The sequence below is a fragment of the Bradyrhizobium sp. USDA 4486 genome, from assembly GCF_054057995.1.
This window is the reverse complement of sequence record NZ_JBSRZV010000001.1, coordinates 6971014-6990831: the sequence shown is the minus strand read 5'-3', so window position 1 is coordinate 6990831 and position 19818 is coordinate 6971014. Positions and strand designations below refer to the sequence as shown.

Genomic DNA, 19818 nt, shown 5'->3' with positions numbered 1-19818 from the left:
ATTGCAATTCCGGCGAATTGTCAAAACCTGCCGCCGCTAGCTGCCCAACGGCCCGCGACAGCCGTCGAGCAGAATTGCGGCGCAAACCTTCGCCCGCTTCTCGATCTCCTTGCGCGAGGGCAGTGTCACGCCTGCGTAGATCGCCGCGCGCTGAGGCGCCGACACCATCATGCCGATCATCATCCCCGCGGCTTCATCGACGTTATCGAGCGCGATGCGCTTCTTCTTGACTTGATCGCGAAGCCAGCCCGCGAGCGCCGCCGCGGTACGGGCGATGCCGTCCCTGTAGAAATTCGCGGCGAGGTCGGGGAACGTCGCCGATTGCTGCAACACCATGCGCTGCAGCGCCACGACCTCCGGATCGAGCGCGAGATCGGCACAGGCAACCAGCACGGCAGCCAGGCTCGTTTCGACATCGGCCTGATTGTTGGCCTGAAGATTGACGTCGGAGAGCAGCCGCTCGAGCCGGTCCGCGCACATCGCCTCGAACAGGGCCGCCTTACCCGGAAACAGCCGATAGAGAGTCTTGGTGGAGATGCCGGCGCCGCGCGCCAGCTCCTCGGTGCTGGTGGCTGCGTAGCCATCGACGGCGAAAGCGTGCCGCGCGGCCTCGAGGACGATTCGCTTCGTCTCGTCATCGCTGCGCACCGGTGGCCGCCCGCGCGGGCGACATTCTAATGACGGTTTTGCCTGAGCCATGTTTTTAGATGATGCCTGTCATTCCATTGACAGTCTCCAACCTAGTCCTATTTTGGAAATCGTCAAGTTTCCTAATTCGAGGGAGCCGGCCATGAACGTGCACACCACCCCGTCCAAGACTGAAGCCACCGTGGTCCCGCCCCCTGGGCTGGAGGGCGTCCTGCCCGCCCCGCCGGAACCGGCGCGCCGCCAAAAGCCAAATCTTCGCAAGCTGTTGCTGGCAGGGGTGGCCGCCGCCGCCCTCGCCGGCGCAACCTGGTACGGCTACGATTACTGGACCGTCGGCCGCTTCCTCGTCTCCACCGACGACGCCTATGTGAAGGCCGACAACACCACCATCGCGCCGAAGGTCAGCGGCTATCTCGACCGCGTCCTGGTCGGCGATAACGAGCCTGTGAAGGCCGGCCAGGTGCTGGCCCGGATCGACGACCGCGATTTCCGTGTCGCGCTCGATCAAGCCAAGGCCGATGTCGCCGCCGCGAACGCAACGGTGACGAGCAAGCAGGCGCAGCTCGACGTTCAGGAAGCCGTGATCGCCGCCGCGAAGGCGACCATCGATGTCGACACGGCCGCGAAGGTCTTCGCGCAGCAGGAGAACAAGCGCTACAGCGACCTCGCCAAGACCGGCTATGGCAGCCTCCAGAATGCGCAGCAGGCGCAGGCGCGCGATGCCGGCGCGGACGCCGCGATCGCCCGCGACAACGCCAATCTCATCTCCGCACAGAAGCAGGTCGATCTGCTCAAGGCCGAGATCGTGCAGGCGAAAGCCGCGGTCGCGCGCGCCGCCGCGGTCCAGCAACAGGCCGAGCTCAATCTCGGCTACACCACGATCGTCTCGCCGATCGACGGCGTCGTCGGCAACCGCACGCTGCGCATCGGCCAGTATGTGCAGGTCGGCACGCAGCTGATGTCGATCGTGCCGACTGACGGCGCCTATGTGGTCGCCAATTTCAAGGAGACCCAGCTCACCCATGTGCGCGCCGGACAGAGCGTCGAGATCGAGGTCGACACCTTCCCCGGGCAGGTCGTGCACGGTCACGTGGATTCCATCGCGCCGGCCAGCGGCCAGGAATTCGCGCTGCTGCCGCCCGACAACGCCACCGGCAATTTCACCAAGATCGTGCAGCGCATCCCCGTGAAGATCGCGCTGGACGCCGAGACCGCGCCTGCGATCGCGCTGCGGCCCGGCATGTCCGTGATCCCGACGATCGCAACCCGTTCAGCGCCGACCGCGCAAGCGGCCACGACGCCTCAAGTAAAACCGAAAGCAAAGCTCGTTTCCCGAGGGTCGTGCCATGTCAAACAGCCTCTCAATCTCGACGCCCGCACAAGCAATTCCGGCCGCGACGCCTGACCGCGTCGCCGCCGATCCCAATCGCGCCAGCGCCACGGTCTGGATCGCCGTATTCGCGGCGATGATCGGCGCCTTCATGGCGATCCTGAACATCCAGATCACCAACGCCTCGCTGCTCAACATCGAGGGCGGCATCGGCACCGGCGCCGACAACGGCTCCTGGATCTCGACGTCCTATCTGATCGGCGAGATCATCGTGATTCCGCTGACCGACTACCTGTCGCGGGTGTTCTCGTTTCGCAACATCATGCTGGCCTTCGCGTCGTTGTTCGCCGCATTCTCGGTCGCCTGTGCCTTCACCCACGATCTGCCCTCAATGATTGCGATGCGCGGCTTGCAAGGCTTCTTCGGTGGCGTGCTGATCCCGATGGCCTTCACGCTGGTCTTCACCAGGCTGCCGAAGGGCCAGCAGCCGATCGGCCTTGCCATGTTCTCGCTCGCCGTGACCTTTGCCCCGGCCATCGGCCCGACCATCGGCGGCTACCTCACCGAGAATTACGGCTGGCAGACCATCTTCTTCGTCAACGTGCTGCCCACCGCGGTCATGGTGACGACGCATTTCTTCACGCTGGAACGCCAGCCGCTGAACCTTGGCCTGCTGCGTGAAGGCGACTGGTTCGGCATCGCCACCATGGCGGTGGGCCTCGCCTCGCTCCAGGCCGTGCTGGAGGAAGGCAACAAGGACGATTGGTTCGGCTCGCCCTTCATCGTGCGGCTCGCAATCATCTCCGCGGTCAGTTTGTCGCTGTTCGTCTACAACGAGCTGGTGGTCGAGAAGCCCCTGCTGCGCCTGCGCCTCCTGACGCAGTGGAATTTCGGCGTCGGCACCATCGCCGCAGTGTTCCTCGGTTTTGCGCTGTTCGGCTCGGTCTATCTGCTGCCGGCCTATCTCGGCCAGGTGCAGGGCTACAATGCCGAGCAGATCGGCAACGTGCTGGCCTGGACCGGCCTGCCGCAGCTCTTGCTGATTCCGCTGGTGCCGAAGCTGATGCAGCGGTTCGATGCCCGCTATATCGCGACCATCGGCCTGCTGCTGTTCGCCGCGAGCTCCTTCATGAACATCATGATGTCGCTCGATTACTCAGGCGACCAGTTCTTCGTCCCCAACGTCGTGCGCGCCGTGGGTCAGGCACTGACGCTCGCGCCGCTGTCTGCGCTCAGCCTCGGCAGCGTCGCGCCGCAGGACGCGCCGGCGGCCTCCGGCATCTCCAACATGATGCGCAATCTGGGCGGCGCCATCGGCACCGCGGTGCTGGCGACGATCGTCACCAAGCGCGAGCAGTTCCACTCCAACATCATCGGCCATTCCGTCACGCTCGGCCGCGAGGAAGTCCGCGGGCGCATCGCGCAGATGACCAATTACTTCATCGCGCACGGCGTGCCCGACCCCAATGCCGCGCGCGAGCAGGCCATCATCGCGCTCGGCAAGACGGTCAGGCGCCAGGCGCTGGTGATGGGCTATTCCGACACTTTTGCGGTGATCGGCGTGGTGCTGGTGCTCGCCGCGATCGCGGTGCTGCTGACGCGGCGGGTAAAGGCGGCGGGTGGCGGGGGTGCGCACTAACAACTCGTCCATCCATTGCAATTTGTCCCGGCCGCCACGCTCGACGGTCGCCTTCTTTTGTGTTCCCTATATGTTCTAATCAATTGCAGGTTGTGAAAAAAGGAGCGTTTCGTGAGCGAGACCGAGGTCGAGATCGTGCCGGTTCAACTCGTGCTGCACGACGACGAAGACGTTCCGCGTGAGTTCATTGTCGACCTGTTGAACCGTGTCTTCGGCAAGTCGGACAGCGAGGCAGCTTCCGTCATGGCCAGCATCGAGAAGCACGCGACCGCTGTCTGTGGTCCTTACCCACCGTCCGTAGCGGACGCCCTACTGGAATCTGCCAGACGGCGCATCAGTATCGCCGGCCATTCTCTCGTGATCATGCGGGAAACGGCGAAGCCTTGCTGCGGCCTTTGCGGTCAACCTACAGCGCAATCGGAAGTGCAGTTGACGGACCGTACAGTATGGTTGTGCGCCGATTGCGTGCGCGCGGCAGCAACCGCATCCCAGGAACTCCCCGAAGAAGAGCTTAACTACGCGTTCAGTGTCCTGAATTCGTATTTTGCCGACGTCCCGCGCAGCCAGCTCGTAACCACGGTCCGCCAGTTTCCCGGCCACATGCGCGCAGATGTCCAATCCGCCATCGATCGACTATTCGCCGCGCCGGTTCGGTTATTCGGCCTCGCCGAGGATCGTCGCTACGAAACACTATCGATGTCGCGACTGATGCAGGACGATAATTTTGCAGTAACCATCGCACCACTTCAGTACAACGACGTTGATATCGGCGAACCGACACCGGCCAAGTGCCTCGACAACGGTCTCTGGCTTTGCACTGCGTCGGGCCTTCGCTACGCGATACTTCTGGCTATTCATCGGGAATACGGCCGTGAGACTGGCGTGCGAATCGAAATCATGGTGCCGGCCGGGGCCGCGGGAGCGGAACTTGTCCAACAGTGCTTTGCCGCATTGGAGGACGCAGTGCAGGCTGCGCGCACCTATCGCGGCAAGATCCTCTCTCTCGATGCCGATTCCGACTACCGCGGCCGCTCGCGCGGGATCACGGTGCACCGGCTTCCTTCCGTCAGTCGCGATGAAGTGATCCTGCCCGAACAGACGTTACGGCTACTTGATCGCAACGTCCTGAACTTCGTGGGTACGCGGGATGTTCTGCGCCGCCTCGGCCAATCGACCCGGAAGGGTATCTTGCTCTACGGCCCACCCGGCACGGGCAAGACTCACACCATCCGTTATCTCGCGACCCACCTGCCCGGACATACGACGCTGATCATCACGGCGGAGCAAATCGGCCTGCTCGGCGCCTACATGAATCTCGCTCGCCTCCTGCAACCGGCCATGGTTGTGATCGAAGACGTCGATCTGATTGCGCGGGCGCGTGAGAACATGAGCGGTTGCGAAGAACCGCTGCTCAATCGACTACTCAATGAGATGGATGGCTTGAAGCAGGACGCTGACATCCTGTTCGTGCTGACGACCAATCGGCCTCAGCAACTCGAAGGCGCTCTCGCAGGCCGCCCGGGACGTATCGACCAGGCGATCGAAGTGCCGCTTCCCGACGAGACCGGCCGCACCAAGCTGGTCCGGCTCTACGGCAAGGGACTGCCGCTCGCCGATGCAGTCGTCACTGAGGCGGCCCGACGCAGCGAAGGGACGAGTTGCGCATTCATCAAGGAATTGATGCGGCGGCTTGCGCAGGCGAGCCTCGCGCGCGATGGGGGCAAATCCGTCATCTCCGCCGATATCGACGAGGCGCTCGACGACATGCTGTTCTCCGGCGGTCGGCTCAATGCCCGGTTGCTGGGAGGTGCACAGGCGATGGCGGCGGGATAAACTGCCTGTCTCAGAACGATCCAAACGCGCTGCCCAAGGCGATCACGACGACCAATGCCAGCAGCGACGTCACGATTCCCACCATCACGATGTCGAAATAGCTGTCGCGATGCGTCAGGCCGCAGATCGCGAGCAGGCTCACCACCGCACCATTGTGCGGCAGGATATCGAGCGTGCCCGAACCGATCACCGCGACGCGATGCATCAGCGCAAGGTCGATGCCGGTTCGTGCAGCGAGATCGACATAAGTCTCCCCGAGTGCATCGAGAGCAATGGTCAGGCCGCCCGACGCGGAGCCGGTCAGCGCAGCCAGGATGTTGGTCGCAACCGCCAGCGAGACCAGCGGGCCGCCTTCGATCGCCAGCACCCAGTCGCGCACGGTCGTGAACGCCGGCAGCGCGGCGACGACCGCGCCGAATCCGACCAGGCTCGCGACGCTGAATGCGGGTAGCACCGACGCGTTGGCGCCAGCGTCCATGGTCTGCCGCAACGCCGGCAGGCGCGACCAGTTCAGCACGATGGTTGTGACAATGGCCGCAGTCAGCGCCACCGTGACCGACCATACGCCCGCAACCGCGGCAAGCGACGTCCCGCCGAAGCGCTGCTCGGCGAGGTAGCTGACATCGAGCCGAGGCAGCACCACGAGCGACATCACCAGATTGACGACTACTACGACGATCAACGGCAGGACCGCATTCAGGACCGGTGGGGCCTTGTCACTGCGATGGCCATGTTGCAGCTCCGCCGGATCGAACTCCCGCGCCGTCGTCGATCGCTCGCGCACGAGCTCGTCAGCAGCGGCGCGCTCGGTCACATCCTCGACATCGTCACCATAGCTCTCGCCGGTGCGCCGCGCCTTGGCCTCTGCGCGATGCAGCCACCACAACCCCGTGCCGAGCATGATCAGAGAGGCGACGATACCAAGGCCCGGCGCAGCAAAGGGTGTCGTGCCGAAGAACGGCATCGGAATCGCATTCTGGATCGAGGGCGTGCCGGGCAAAGCCGACATGGTGAAGGTCGACGTCCCCAGCACGATCGCGGCCGGAATCAGCCGCCGCGGAATTTCAGCCGCACGAAACAGCGAGCGGGCCATCGGCACGATGACGAAGAAGGCGACGAACAAGCTGACGCCGCCATAGGTCACCGCCGCGCCGGCCAGCACCACGGCCAGGACCACGCGGCGCTCGCCAAGATGCTTGGCCATAGTGGCGGCCACCGAGGTCACCGCTCCGCTGTCGTCCATCAGCTTGCCGAACACGGCGCCGAGCAGGAAGATCGGAAAGAACTGCGCCAGAAATGCCGCTGCATTCACCATGAAGACCTGGGTGAGATTTGCCAGCAGCGGCTCGCCGCCAAACAACGCAGCCACCAGCGCGGCGAACGGCGCGAGCAAGAGCACGCTCCAGCCGCGAAACGCGAACAGCACCAGCAGGCCGAGCCCGACGAGCAGGCCGAGAAGACCCATGCCTCAACACTCCGCCAGGAGGACATCGAGATCGGCGGTCGAGCGCCGGCCGACGTCGGCGCCATGCTCGGTGAGAAACGCCTCCGCGGCGAGCCGCCCTTCGGCGCGCAGCATCGAGATGAACTCCCACTCCGCATTGAGCTTGGACGAGGCGCCGAACTTCGCCAGCATGTCGCTCTTGATCCGGTGCGTCCGCATCTTGGCCCAGCGCGCGCCCTCGCCGCTGCCGGGATCGGCGGCCTGGCGCAGCAGCGCGATCATGCGCAGCTCCTTCATCAGGGGCGAGTTGAAGGAGATCTCGTTGAGCCGGTTGAGGATCTCCGCGGCCGTCCGCGGCGCCTCCGGCCGTTCCGTCGGATTGATCTGGACCAGGATGGTGTCGTGCGCATCGCTCTCGCGCACCAGCGGCGTGATGGTCGGGTTGCCGGCAAAGCCGCCGTCCCAGTACGGCTCGCCGTCGATCTCGATCGCGCGAAACATGGTCGGCAGGCAGGCCGATGCGAGCAGCACGTCGGCCGTGATCTCGGCATTGCGGAAGATTCGTCCGCGACCGGTTCGTACCCGCGTCGCCGTGATGAACAGCATGATCGGCGAGCGCGCCAGCCGCTCGAAATCGATGCTCTCGGCCAGCACCGCGCGCAGCGGATTGTAGCCGGTCCAATTGAGATCGTAGGGCGAGAGCACGCGCGACATCAAATCGGTCAAGATGTAGAAGGGCGAGGTGTCGAGCGTCCAGCGCCCCATCAGCCGGTCGAGCGGCGAGCGCTGGAGCGGACTGAGGGCCGCGGCTTTCGACACCCGGCGCCAATATTGCGCAAGCGCCTCACGTGCGCCGTCCGCGCCGCCGGCGGTCCAGCCGTCCGCCAGCACCGCCGCATTCATCGCGCCTGCCGACGTTCCGGAGATCGCGGCAATGCTAAGCCACTTCTCCTCCAGCAGGCGATCGAGCACGCCCCAGGCGAAGGCGCCGTGCGAACCGCCGCCTTGAAGCGCGAGGTCGACGAGTACGGAATCCCGTTCCATCGCAGCACCGCCGCAACTGAAGCTCAAATTCGACACGAATTATAACGCGCCGAGGATGACGACAGTGTATGGAGCGGCTGGCGCGAAACGCAACCGGAACGTGGGCCCGCTTAATGCTCGAACACCAGCCTTGCGCCCACCGTGCCTTCGAGGCTGCGGATCTGCTGAAGCAGGGTTCCGGAATCCTGACCGGCAAGGTCGGCGTCGAGCACGACATAGCCGAGGTCTCCTGCCGTCTCCAGATATTGCGCGGCGATGTTGATGTCGCGCTGCAGGAACACCTCGTTGAGACGCCGCAGCATGCCCGGCACGTTGCGATGGACGTGGCTGAAGCGCGCGCCCGAGGGACGCAGGTGCAGCTGCACCTCCGGGAAGTTCACCGCGCCCATGGTCGATCCCGTGATGAAATAGTCGACCAGCTTGCGCGCGACCTCGCCGCCGATACGCTCCTGCGCCTCCTCGGTCGAGCCGCCGATATGCGGGGTAAGGATGACGTTCTCGAGGCCCTGCACCGGGCTCTTGAAGCGGTCGGCGTTCGACGACGGCTCGACCGGAAACACGTCGATCGCGGCGCCGGCGAGATGGCCCTCGCGCAAGGAGCGAGCGAGCGCGTCGAGATCGACCACGGTGCCGCGGCTGTTGTTGATCAGGAACGAGCCCGGCTTCATGGCGCGCAGCTCCTTCTCGCCGATCATGCCTGATGTCTCCGGCGTCTCCGGCACGTGCAGGCTGACGACGTCGCTCTGCGCCAGCAGCTCCTCCAGCTTCTCGACCGGTTCGGTATTGCCGTGGCGGAGCTTGTCGGTGCGGTCGAAATAGATCACGCGCATGCCCATCGCCTCAGCAAGGGTCGAGAGCTGCGAGCCGATATTGCCGTAGCCGATGATACCGAGGGTGCGGCCACGCACCTCGCGGCTGCCGGTCGCCGACTTGTCCCAGCCGCCCTCATGCGCCGAGACCGAGCGCGGGAAGATCCGCCGCAGCAGCATCACGATCTCGCCGATCACGAGCTCGGCGACGCTGCGGGTGTTGGAGAACGGCGCATTGAACACGGGAATACCGCGCTTGCGCGCTGCCAGCAGATCGACCTGGTTGGTGCCGACGCTGAAACAGCCGACCGCGAGCAGTCCATCCGTGGCCGCGAGCACCTCATCTGTGATCTGGGTACGCGAGCGGATGCCGAGCAGCGACACGCCCTTGAGCGCCTGCCGCAGGTGCTCGCCCTCCAGCGCCTTGGTCAGCCGCTCGACATTGGTGAAGCCCGCGCTCTTGAACAGGTCGACAGCGCTGTCATTGACGCCTTCGAGCAGCAGCGCCTTCGCGCTCCGCTCAGGGCTTTGGCCTGGGGCTGGCATAGGATCTCCATAGGTGACGGCTTTGCCGCAGCTCTTAGACCGCGGACGAGGCCAAGTACAATAGGGGTTGGATACGGGGCGAAGATGGCGGGCAGGAGGTATGCTTGGCATCCCACGAGCTCAGCTATCCCCTCACGCACAATCGCCGCCCCGTCATCCCGAGGCGCGAGTGATGGGGCGCGTAGCGCCCCATCGGGAGCCTCGAAGGATGAACGGCCCCGATGCAGCCGGGGCTGTCGCCCTTCGAGGGCCGCCAAGAGGCGGCCACCTCAGGGTGACGGAGCTACTCGATCGTCCGTCAAATCACGTAAAACCCGTGCGTGCCGTCAAGCCTGAGCTGCTCGACCAGGCCATATTCCCAATCGAGATAGGCCTGCATCGCGGCCTGCGCGACATTGGTGCCTTCATAGGGGCGGCGGTACCGATGCGCCGGGTCGAGCTTCGGCAGCACGCGCGGCGGGCCATTCTCGAGCGCTCCATCATAGCCGCCCTCGAGCACATAGACCTCCCAGCCCATCTGCGCCAGCCATGACGCCGTCATGTCGGCGCGCACGCTTTGGTCGTCGGTGAGGACAATGCGCGCGCCGCGCACCGGCGCGGCCATATCGGTCTCCTGAACCAACTGGCCGCCGGGATAATGGCGGAAGCCGAGGAGATGCCCGGCCGTGTATTCCTCGGCCTCGCGCACGTCGAAGCGATAGAGCGTGCGATCGCGGTCGGCGATAAGCGCGGCCATCTCGCTCGCGCCGATATGGCGGACGCCCGCACGGTAGGCGACATCGCGGGCATTGGCCGGGCCGCCCTCGAACGGCCCGACCCCGCCACGCTTGTCGGCGCCATGGTTGAGCGCATGCCGCGCCAGCGTCCAGCCGATGGTGCCGTTGCGCAGCGCGCGCACCTTGTTGGGCACGCCGGCGTTGATCAGCGACTGCGTGCCGATGATCGAACGGGTGCGGCCGGCGCAATTGACGATGATGGTGGTCTCAGGGTCGGGTGCGGCCTGCCCTGCCCGCAACACCAACTCCGCGCCGGGCACGCTGACCGAGCCCGGGATGTTCATGGTGGCATATTCGTCGAAGCGGCGGACGTCGAGGATGGCGATGTTGGCCTTGTCGGCGATCAGCTTTGCCACCTCGTCGGCGCTGAGCGAGGGCGTGTGGCGGCGTGCTTCGACCAGCTCTCCGAACGCCTTGGAATAGGAATTGACGTCCTCGAACATTTGATAGCCCGCATCGCGCCAGGCTGTCAGCCCACCCTCGAGCGCGCTGATATTGGTGTAGCCGAGCGCGGCAAGGCGTTCGGCGCCGGTCTCAACCAGCCCCTCGCCGTCATCATAGAGCACGATCGCCACGTCCTTGCGCGGCAAGCGCACCTCGGCTTCGACCGCGATCCGGTCCACAGCCATGTTGGCGGCAAACAGCGGATGGCCTGTGGCGAAGGCAGCCTCGTATCTGAGATCGAGCAGCGCGATTTCCGCGCGCAACAGCAACGCGCGGCGGATATCGGCGGGAGCGACGGTCGGAAGCTTCATAGGGTGGACCTTGGCGAAAGACAAGCCAAGGGCTTTTGAACGATTGCGAGCGTGTTGGCTAGCTTTATCCAGAATCGAAAACGAAACGGCGACCGTCGGTCATCGCCCAATCGACGACTAGCTATGTTCGGGGCCGACCCAAGCTTACCCAGCTGGCTTTACGCTAGTGTCCTGAGTCACAAGTTCGCAATCGTAGATTCGCAGTAGATTCGCGTCGCTGTGCCAGAGATGGCGGCTGTAACAGCGACGGAGGATCTGATGTCGGCCCAGCGGCTTGCGCCCCTGATATTGAGCGATGATGAGCTTGCCGAACTTCAGTCGCTGACGATGCGGCGGAAGACGGCGCAGGCGCTGGCTCTGAGAGCCCGGATCGTGCTGACCTGCGCGGAAGGCGGTCAGAACAAGGAGGTGGCGGCCAAGCTAGGCCTGGAGCGGGGAACGGTAGGCAAGTGGCGGCAGCGTTTTGTAGAGCAGCGCGTGGCCGGGCTGCACGACGAGCCGCGTTCCGGGGCGCCGCGCACCATTGACGATGCCCGCATCGAAGCCGTGATCGTGCGGACGCTGGAAAGCTGCCCCGAGAACGCCACTCATTGGAGTTCTCGGGGCATGGCGAAGGCCAGCGGCCTGTCGGTGTCAACGGTGCAACGCATCTGGCGGGCCTTCGGGCTCCAGCCGCACCGGCTAGAGACATTCAAGCTCTCCACCGATCCGAACTTCGTCGCCAAGGTGCGCGACGTCGTCGGCCTTTACGTCTCGCCGCCGGCACACGCCATCGTTCTGTGTGTAGACGAAAAGTCCCAAATCCAGGCGCTGGACCGCAGTCAGCCGATGCTGCCGATGCGTCCCGGTCAGCCGGCTCGAAGGAGCCATGACTACAAAAGGCACGGCACCACATCGCTGTTCGCCGCTCTCGACATTGCGACCGGACGGGTCATCGGCAAATGCTACGGACGCCACCGAGCCGCCGAGTTCCGCAAGTTCCTCGACGAGATCGAGGCCGCCGTACCGGGCGAACTCGACGTCCATCTCGTCATGGATAACTATGCAACGCACAAGACGCCGCTGATCCGGAAATGGCTAGCCAAAAGGCCGCGTTGGCATGTGCACCTGACTCCGACCAGTTCGTCATGGCTCAATCAGGTCGAGCGCTTCTTCGCGCTCCTTACCGATAAGAAGATCAGGCGCGGCGTCTATCGCAGTGTCGCTGCCCTCAGGGCGGACATCACCTCGTTCATCGAACGACACAATGCCGATCCGAAACCATTCCGATGGACCAAGTCCGCTGACGACATCCTTGCTTCCATCGAGCGCTTCTGCCGATACAATGCCCCGGCACAAAACGGACCAATGTTGCGAACTTCTGGTTCAGGACACTAGTCGCACTCCAACGTGGCGACGACCCGGGAAAAGTCGAGTCGCGCAAGTGCATCACGATCGATCCAGAAATGAAGCACGCATCCAATATTGGAGTGCCAACCAAGAAACGCAAGTTCGCCTTTTGGAGTAACAGCACGTCCTCCAAATGCTCTTCGGTCGCATCTTGCGGGCCGCTACCATATCCGAGCATCTGATGAAGCGCCGTTCTGAAATAGCGGTGTTTTCCATCTTCCACCGTCGGCGTTTTCCAACGATTTTGCCGCTCGAGATTCTCAACATAGCTGGCACGGGCATCATCGCATGCATCAGCATCCTCCTCCGCCATGGAACGGATCGTATGGTTGATGGCATCGCCCAAGTCGCACGCGAGGGTGCTCGTATACGTCCGTACTTGCCCGTCCATCTTCTCATAAGTCTGAACGACATCGAGCCACCATGACCTGAAGGCCATCCTTGTGTCGGGATCGACGTCATCCATCGGGGTCAATGCTCGGCAACGCTCGAGCCATTCGATGGCACCCCCATGAACGCGCTTCAGTTCCACGATTGCTTCGTCGGCAAGCGGCTTGCCGTAATACCCCAGCTTCAAATCGCGCAGGACGTGCGACAAGACGGACCGAACCACATAAGTGATCAGGAGCCAGTTGAAGGGCCAATCCTCATCTTTCTCATACTTGGCCGCCGTTCGGAACTGAAGCAGATCACTTTCCTCCGGCTCACCCGGTCCCAATGCCTTGCATAATTCTTCGATCATGAGCTCACCTCCCACATCATCCTCGTGGAAGTAGAAGTCGCGGAACGGCCTGAACGAAAGCGGGTACTTGAATTCGACCTTGGAATGAAAGTCGAGGGTTGGGTCGAGCCACTTGACTTGGCGGTCACCGTCAGTGCCTCCCAGCGGCATGAGATTTGGCGGTGGCGCGCGGTCGGGATACGTGCCGCCGTCAGCAGGGCTATAGAGAACGCAGCAAGGCGGTCGCCCTTCTCCAACGAACACCGAACTGCAGAAGAAATAGAGAGTGCCTCGTTTCGGAAGCGGCGACCAGCCGGAGCCGAGCACTTCGGCCAGATCAATTTGAGCCACGGATGTGAGCGCAACCTTCTCCAACGTCTCGTTCGCCTTGACCTCTGCCGTCGGCCACTCAAGCTGCGGAGGCAACTTGGGGAGTCCACCGAAAAAGCTCCGCGCCGGATGCGTGAGTGGCACGGGCAGGTCGCTGCGTCTGACAAGCACCGCGGGCAGCGCCGTTTCTTCGAGTTCGTCTCGTTCCGATCGCGCCAGAATAGCCCCACGACTTCTGCGTGCATCTAGCGGATCGAACCATTTTGCGGAGCCGCAGACAAGGGTTCTTGTCTGCCGACTGCCACGGGACGGGCTTGAGCGGTCGGCCGAATCCAGTGCTCACTCGCCCGGAACAAGCCGCCCGACCGGCGGCTGCGCCGGCCGCCGCAACTTGCGTCGCGACAGATGGAGCAAAATGCCGGTGACGACGAACAGCGGCATCAAGGCCGCGGCAATCATGAAGGCGAGCTTGCCCGGCCATCCCAGGATCGCGCCGCGATGGATGTCGTAGATTGCCGCGATGACCTTTTCGCCGAACGTCTTGTCGGAATAGCGTTCCGCGGAGACCAACTGGCCGGTGACCGCATCGACGCGGAATTCGTCACGCGTGGCCTCGAGCGTGGAGTCCTGGCCCCACGATCGGATCCGGATCACCGTGCCCGAGCCACCCGGCAACGTCAGCAGCACCCTGGAGAAGCGGTCGCCCTGCTCGCGACGGAGCGTGGTCCAGGCGCGGTCGAATCCGATCGGCTGGGCCGGCTCGTCACGACCAGCTGCGCGCGACGCCTTTGCGGGCATCTTCGGCTGCATCTTCGCGGCAGCGACCTCCGGACGCGCCAGCAGCCAGACGACACCATCCTTGTACCAGTCGAACGAGTACCACAGCCCGGTCAGCGTCATCACCAGGTAGAACGGCAGCACCCAGGTGCCGATCACCGCATGGAGCGAGCGATGCAGCCCGCGTCCGCTGAGACCGAGGTTGGGCTTCAGCCACACCTTCATGCTGCCGGCGCGGCGCGGCCAGCGCAGCACGAAACCCGAGACCAGCATGACGATCAGGACGAGCGCGGCGACGCCGGTTATCGGCCGGCCCCAGCCCTTGGCATCGCCGGGGATCAGCAGCCAGCGATGCAGCCTGCGCACGGTCGCAAAGAACTCCTCGCCGCGCGGCGGACCCAGCACGTGCGCGTCAAAGGGATCGACATAGAGCGACGTCGGCCGCCCACCCTGCTCGTCGCGCGCGAAGCGAACACGCACCGCAGCGGCCGGATCGCTCGACAGCGTCACGGCCGAGACCTGGCCGAGATCCTGCCCCGCCTTCAGCCGGGCGACCAGTTCGTCCGGCATCAGCGCCAAGGCCTGACGCGGCGCGACCTGCATGATGCCGCTGTTCAGACCATCGACGATCTCGTCCTCAAAGCTCATGATCGCGCCGGTCAGCGCGATCACGGCAAGCAGCAGCGCGAGGACCAGGCCCGCGATGGAATGGACCTGGAGCAGGACGGATTTGATGCTGTGCCCGAGCCGCGCCGCCATCGCTAGAACTTCACCGTTGCCGACAGCGAGAAGCGCCGGGCGTCACCGATCGCGACGTTCAAAGCGTTTCCGGTGGTCGACGTGTAGTAGAGCTTGTCGAACAGGTTCTTGACGTTGAACTGATAGGTCACCGGCAGATTGTCGATCCTGGTGTCGTAGGTCGCAAAGACATCCGCGACGGTATAGGCCGGCAGAAAGAACGAGTTGGCGGAATCGGCCGGCCGGTCACCGACATAGTGCGCGCCGCCGCCGAGCCGCAGCCGTCCGGGCAACCGTTCACCGAAATCGTACACGAGATAGAGCGAGGCCGTGTTCATCGCGGCGTTCAGCAGTTTTGCGTTGCCGTTGACGGGATCGTTGATCAGACGTGCATCGGTGTAGCCGTAGCTGCCGATCATGCTCCATTCGTCGGTCAGCCTGCCGGTGACGTCCAGTTCGACCCCGCGCGACCGCGCCGCACCGGACGCGCGCGCCGCCGACTTGCCGTTACCGATATCGTCCAGCACCAGCACGTTCTTCTTCTCGATCTCGTAGACCGCCAGAGTGCCCGACAGCCGCTTGTTGACGTCGAACTTCAGGCCGGTCTCCCACTGCGTTCCCTCCTCGGGCGCGATGGTGGAATCGACGACGAAGCCGGTGGTGAACGCGGCAATCGTCGAGGTCGGCTTCAGCGATTGCGTGTAGCTCACATAATAAGAGAGCTGGTCGTTAAGCTTGAAGATGACGCCGCCGAGCGGCAGCACCTTGTCACCCGCCAGATTGGTATTCGTGATGAACTTCGGCCGGCCTTTTCCGGCGAGCTGCTCGTATTCCATCCAGCGCACGCCGCCGACCAGGGAGAGCCAGTTGGTCACGTGGAAGGTGTCCTGGGCGAAGAGGCCGCGGGTGCCGAGCTTGTCGGTCTGCTCGCTGTCCGTTGCCGAAACCGTCGTGCCCGGCACGACCAGCCCATACACCGGGTTGTAGAAATTGAAGCTCGGCGTCGCCTGGCGGATCAGATCGTGGCGATCGATGGTGCGATAGAGTGCCTCGCCGCCGAACAGGATCTCGTTGCGGAAGCCGCCCACCCAGACGTCACCCTGCAGATAGGAGGTGCCGTAGCTAGCATTGCTCAGCGAATTCTGTGTACCGTCATTGCTTCGGGTCTCGACGCCGGTCTTGGCGTTGACGCCGGTAATGCGAAGCTGGTTGGCGCTGTAGGTCTCGGTGTTGTAGCTGTAGGCTGCCGTGACCTTCCAATTGTCGTCCAGCTTCTGCTCGACCGAGCCCTGCACCAGGTCGGAGGTGCCCCACATGTTGTTGAAGGGCTCGTCGAGCCGGCGCGTCTTCGGGATGGCCAGCGGCGCTCCGTTGACGAAGGCCGTACCGCGATCGAACGGAGTGATGAACTCGCGGTGCTCATAGGTGAGCTGGACCGTCGTGGTCTCGCCGTACCAGGCCAGCGACGGGTTCACCAGCATCTCGCGGTGACGGCCGAAATTGCGCCAATAATCCTCGCTGACGCCGTAGCCGATGAAGCGATAGGCGAGGCCGCCATCGCCGATCGGACCGGTGATGTCGAGCGTGCCGTCCGCGCCACTGCGGTTGTTCGCGTAGGTCGAGCCGAGCAGCGTCACCGACCCGTGCTGGTAGAGCTCCGGGCGCTTGCTGATGGTGTTGACGATGCCGCCGGGATCCATGATGCCGTAGAGCAGCGAAGCCGGCCCTTTCAGCACTTCGACGCTCTCGACCGCGGCGTTCAGGCTGCGGCCCTGCACCAGCGGCATGCCGTTGCGCATGATCGAGCCGTCACGGTTGTCGCCGAAGCCGCGGCGGATGACGGCGTCCTGGGTGCCCGCGAGCGTATTGGTCTGGGTGATGCCGCTGATGTTGACCAGCGCATCGTCGATGTTGCGCGGGAGCTGGTCCTTCAGCACCTGCGCGGGGACGACGTTGACGGACTGCGAGGTATCGAGCGGCGAGGCGCCGCTGCGCAGCGTGGTTGAGCTCGGCATCGCGCGATAGCCGAGCTTGGCCGCCTGTTGCGCAGCCGCTTCGGCCGCCGCTCGCTCCGACAATGTCGGCGCGGCGGGTGCCGGACTGCGGTTGGGTTGATGGCGCGCAATCGCTTGCGCATGTCGCGGAGATTGGCTCGATGCACGCGCCGGCTTCGGCCGCTGCACCGGGGCTTCCACCGTCACCGGCGGCAGTGCCGATTGCGCCTGCGCGCTCGCGTTGGAGGGGCATTCGACGAGCAGCACGGCTGCGCCAATGAGAAGACCGGCATGGCTCCTATCGGCAGCGGTTCGACGGCCGCGGTCGCGGCCATCCAGATGAGCACGCACGTTCTTTTCACTTCCAAGTCAGACACAACATTGAAGCTGGCGCGTCTAACAGCCGCCGGGCGTGAAGAGAACCGTAGGCGGGATTGAATTGCTCTAGTGTTGAATCATTCTAAGAGCAGATCGCGGCGTTACGGCAAACACCAATGCCGTCGCAGCGAGCGCGACACGCTGCGCGAAAATTCGCGGCGCCATATCGCGGCGCTTTGCGAACTCAGGCGATGGCAGGGGCGATCAGCTCGTCGAGCTTCCGCTTGAATGCGGTGCCGTCCGAAAGCGCGCGAAGCGGCGGACGCACGCGCAGCCAGGCTGCGTCATCCGTCTGCGCCGCCAGGATCGCCTTCAGCGTCGGCAGGAACGACGGCGTCTTCACGACGACGTCGATCGCTGCCTGCATGCGCGCTTCGACGTCCCGCCCGTCGATCATGCCCTTGACCAGCTCGGGCACGATATTGGCCATGCCGCAGATGGTGCCGGCGCCGCCGGCGGCGATCGCGCGGGCGATGTCGGCTTCATTGCCGACGGTGATGGCGAGCTCGGGGGCAGCTGCACGGAACGCCTGGAATTGCTTGAAGTCGCCGCTGGAATCCTTCAGGCCTGCGACCACCTTGCCGTAGCGCTTGCGCAGGCTCGCGGCGACGCTGGTCGGGATCGCGACACCGGAGACCTGCGGGATGTGATAGAGATAGGCGCGCAGGCGATCGTCGCCGACACCGTCGAGGATCGCGGCGAACGCGTCCTCGATACCCTCGGGCATAACGCTGCGATCGAAATAGGGCGGCAGCAACAATACGTGACGCAGACCGAGGCCGAGCACGGCGCGCGTCAGCGCGACGCTGTCGCTGATGGCGGGAAAGCCGCCGCCGATGCCGATCCGTTCCGCCGCAACCCCGGCCTCGAGCACGGCCTCGATGGTCGCGACGCGCTCAGTTACGTTGAACGAGGTGCCTTCGCCGGTGGTGCCGAACAGCACCACGCCGTCGACGCCCTTGCTGAAGAGCTGCTTGGCATGAGCCGCCAGCTTGGTGCAGTCCACGCTGCCGTCCGCCGCCAGCGGCGTCGCTGAAGCCACCCAGAACCCGCGAATTGCCTCTGCCATCTCACGACCCTTCATACCAGCGACCTCGGACCAAGCCCCCGATCTCCAACGACCTGAGAAGGCTTTGCCGGTCCTTGTTTTTGCTTTATTTTCCATCTTGTACCTTACATACAAGACGCAGGCAAATCCTTTCCACCATCGCGGCGCGCATGAGGCGCAGCTGAATCTAGAAGAGGTCTCGCATGAACATGGTGACCCCCATCGAGCATCCCGACCGGTTGCTCGGCGCCTTGCGTGACAAGCTCGGCGCGGCGGCGGTCCTGACTGGCACCGACGTGCCCGCGCGCAATTGCAACGACTGGAGCGCGAGCCTGGCGCGGACGCCGCTGGCGGTGATCCGTCCGCTCGATGCGCAGGGCGTTGCCGACGCGATCCTGACTTGCCGGCAGGCACGGCTGCCATTCGTGCCGCAGGGCGGCTTGACCGGGCTGTGCCGCGGCGCCTCGCCTGAAGCGGGCTGGGTCGCGATCTCGCTCGAGCGCATGACCGGCATCGAGGAGATCGATCCTGCCGCCATGACGATGACGGTGAAGGCGGGCACACCGCTGGAGACGATCCAGAAGGCCGCGGACGAAGCCGGTTTCTTCTTTCCGCTCGACCTCGGCTCGCGCGGCTCCTGCGCGATTGGCGGCAATCTCTCCACCAATGCCGGCGGCAACCGCGTGATCCGCTACGGCATGACGCGCGAGCTGGTGCTCGGCCTCGAGGCGGTGCTGCCTGACGGCACCATCATAACGAGCCTCAACAAGCTGATGAAGAACAATGCCGGCTATGACCTCAAGCATCTCTTCATCGGCTCGGAGGGCACGCTCGGCATCATCACCCGCGTGGTGCTGAAACTGTTCCCGAAGCCGCGCTCGACCATGGCGGCGCTCTGCGCGCTGAAGGACTATGCCGCGGTGATCGACCTGCTCAATGCCGCGCGCAGCGGGCTCGGTCCGCTGCTGTCGGCGTTCGAGGTGATGTGGTCGGACTATTGGGACGTCATCACGAATCGCGCCGGCGTGAAGCCGCCGGTCGCGGCGGGCCATGGTCTGTACGTGCTGGTGGAAGCGCAAGGCACCGACGAGAGTGTCGACGCGCCACGCTTTCAAGCCTGGCTCGAAGAGCTGATGGAGCGCGGGCTGCTCGCCGATGCGGCCGTGGCGCAATCGCTGGCGCAGACGCAAAGCTTCTGGCGCGTCCGTGATATCTGCGCCGAGTTCGGCCAGGTGCTGGGGCCGCACATCTCCTACGACATCGGCCTTGCGGTCGCACGCATGGACGAGTTCGCCACGCGCTGCAAGGCGGCGCTCGCTTCCGGCATCAAGGGCTGCGAGAGCGTCTATTACGGCCATATCGGCGACGGCAATCTGCATCTCGTCTCCTGGGTCACGGGCCTGCCGGTCGAGCAGCAGCCGAAGGAAGAGATGGACGCGATCATCTACGGTCTCGTGCGCGAACTGGGCGGCAGCGTCTCCGCCGAGCACGGCATCGGCACGCTGAAGAAGAAGTGGCTCGGCCACGCCAGGAGCGAGGCCGAGATCGCTCTGATGCGGACGCTGAAAGCCGCGCTCGATCCCGATCATCTGCTCAATCCGGGCAAGGTGATCTGAGAG

General features: G+C 64.3%; 13 protein-coding genes and 1 pseudogene. 5 read left to right on the top strand and 9 right to left on the bottom strand.

Annotation, left to right across the window (positions count from 1 at the left end; genetic code table 11):
* Nucleotides 1-36: 36 nt before the first annotated feature.
* Nucleotides 37-648, bottom strand: a complete 612-nt coding sequence (locus tag ACVWY3_RS32960) for a TetR/AcrR family transcriptional regulator (RefSeq protein ID WP_456842179.1) — start codon at nt 646-648, stop codon at nt 37-39.
* A 142-nt stretch (nt 649-790) separates the two neighbouring features.
* On the opposite strand from ACVWY3_RS32960, the gene ACVWY3_RS32955 reads away from it, so the two are divergent.
* The 3 genes from ACVWY3_RS32955 (at nt 791) to ACVWY3_RS32945 (ending at nt 5450) form a co-directional block, all read left to right on the top strand.
* Nucleotides 791-2053, top strand: coding sequence for an HlyD family secretion protein (locus ACVWY3_RS32955; protein ID WP_456842178.1), 1263 nt, complete (start codon nt 791-793; stop codon nt 2051-2053).
* Nucleotides 1995-3617 carry an MDR family MFS transporter gene (locus ACVWY3_RS32950; protein ID WP_456842177.1) on the top strand — a complete coding sequence of 541 codons (1623 nt, stop codon included), beginning with the start codon at nt 1995-1997 and terminating at the stop codon, nt 3615-3617. Before ACVWY3_RS32955 ends, ACVWY3_RS32950 begins: the two co-directional genes overlap by 59 nt.
* Before the next feature lie 111 nt (nt 3618-3728).
* Nucleotides 3729-5450, top strand: coding sequence for an ATP-dependent Clp protease adaptor ClpS (locus ACVWY3_RS32945; RefSeq protein WP_456842176.1), 1722 nt, complete (start codon nt 3729-3731; stop codon nt 5448-5450).
* A 10-nt stretch (nt 5451-5460) separates the two neighbouring features.
* Here ACVWY3_RS32945 and ACVWY3_RS32940 read toward each other — a convergent pair whose 3' ends face one another.
* From ACVWY3_RS32940 to ACVWY3_RS32925, 4 genes are all read right to left on the bottom strand, one after another.
* A complete protein-coding gene (locus ACVWY3_RS32940; RefSeq protein ID WP_456842175.1) occupies nt 5461-6915 on the bottom strand; it encodes a GntP family permease in 1455 nt (484 codons plus the stop codon).
* A gap of 3 nt (nt 6916-6918) precedes the next feature.
* On the bottom strand, nt 6919-7938 hold the full coding sequence (locus tag ACVWY3_RS32935; RefSeq protein WP_456842174.1) for a patatin-like phospholipase family protein: 1020 nt from the start codon (nt 7936-7938) through the stop codon (nt 6919-6921).
* Nucleotides 7939-8048: 110 nt separating this feature from the next.
* Nucleotides 8049-9293: a phosphoglycerate dehydrogenase gene (gene serA, locus ACVWY3_RS32930; RefSeq protein WP_456842173.1), complete on the bottom strand. Its 1245-nt coding sequence runs from the start codon at nt 9291-9293 to the stop codon at nt 8049-8051.
* A gap of 298 nt (nt 9294-9591) precedes the next feature.
* Entirely contained in the window at nt 9592-10824 is a 1233-nt protein-coding gene (locus ACVWY3_RS32925; RefSeq protein ID WP_456842172.1) for a rhodanese-like domain-containing protein, read from the bottom strand.
* A gap of 258 nt (nt 10825-11082) precedes the next feature.
* On the opposite strand from ACVWY3_RS32925, the gene ACVWY3_RS32920 reads away from it, so the two are divergent.
* Nucleotides 11083-12201 carry an IS630 family transposase gene (locus tag ACVWY3_RS32920; protein WP_456838572.1) on the top strand — a complete coding sequence of 373 codons (1119 nt, stop codon included), beginning with the start codon at nt 11083-11085 and terminating at the stop codon, nt 12199-12201.
* A gap of 1060 nt (nt 12202-13261) precedes the next feature.
* Here the strand turns inward: ACVWY3_RS32920 and ACVWY3_RS32915 are convergent.
* The 4 genes and pseudogenes from ACVWY3_RS32915 to ACVWY3_RS32900 all read right to left on the bottom strand — a co-directional run.
* Nucleotides 13262-13408 (bottom strand): annotated as a pseudogene (locus ACVWY3_RS32915) (DUF1963 domain-containing protein); the annotation flags it as partial.
* Nucleotides 13409-13603: 195 nt separating this feature from the next.
* On the bottom strand, nt 13604-14800 hold the full coding sequence (locus ACVWY3_RS32910; protein ID WP_456842171.1) for a PepSY-associated TM helix domain-containing protein: 1197 nt from the start codon (nt 14798-14800) through the stop codon (nt 13604-13606).
* A gap of 2 nt (nt 14801-14802) precedes the next feature.
* Complete coding sequence (locus ACVWY3_RS32905; protein WP_456842170.1) at nt 14803-17124, bottom strand: TonB-dependent siderophore receptor; 2322 nt, start codon at nt 17122-17124, stop codon at nt 14803-14805.
* A gap of 211 nt (nt 17125-17335) precedes the next feature.
* Nucleotides 17336-18220, bottom strand: a complete 885-nt coding sequence (locus tag ACVWY3_RS32900; protein ID WP_456842169.1) for a dihydrodipicolinate synthase family protein — start codon at nt 18218-18220, stop codon at nt 17336-17338.
* A 182-nt stretch (nt 18221-18402) separates the two neighbouring features.
* Between ACVWY3_RS32900 and ACVWY3_RS32895 the strand changes: the two genes are divergently transcribed.
* Entirely contained in the window at nt 18403-19815 is a 1413-nt protein-coding gene (locus ACVWY3_RS32895) for an FAD-binding oxidoreductase (protein WP_456842168.1), read from the top strand.
* The last annotated feature ends 3 nt before the right edge of the window (nt 19816-19818 follow it).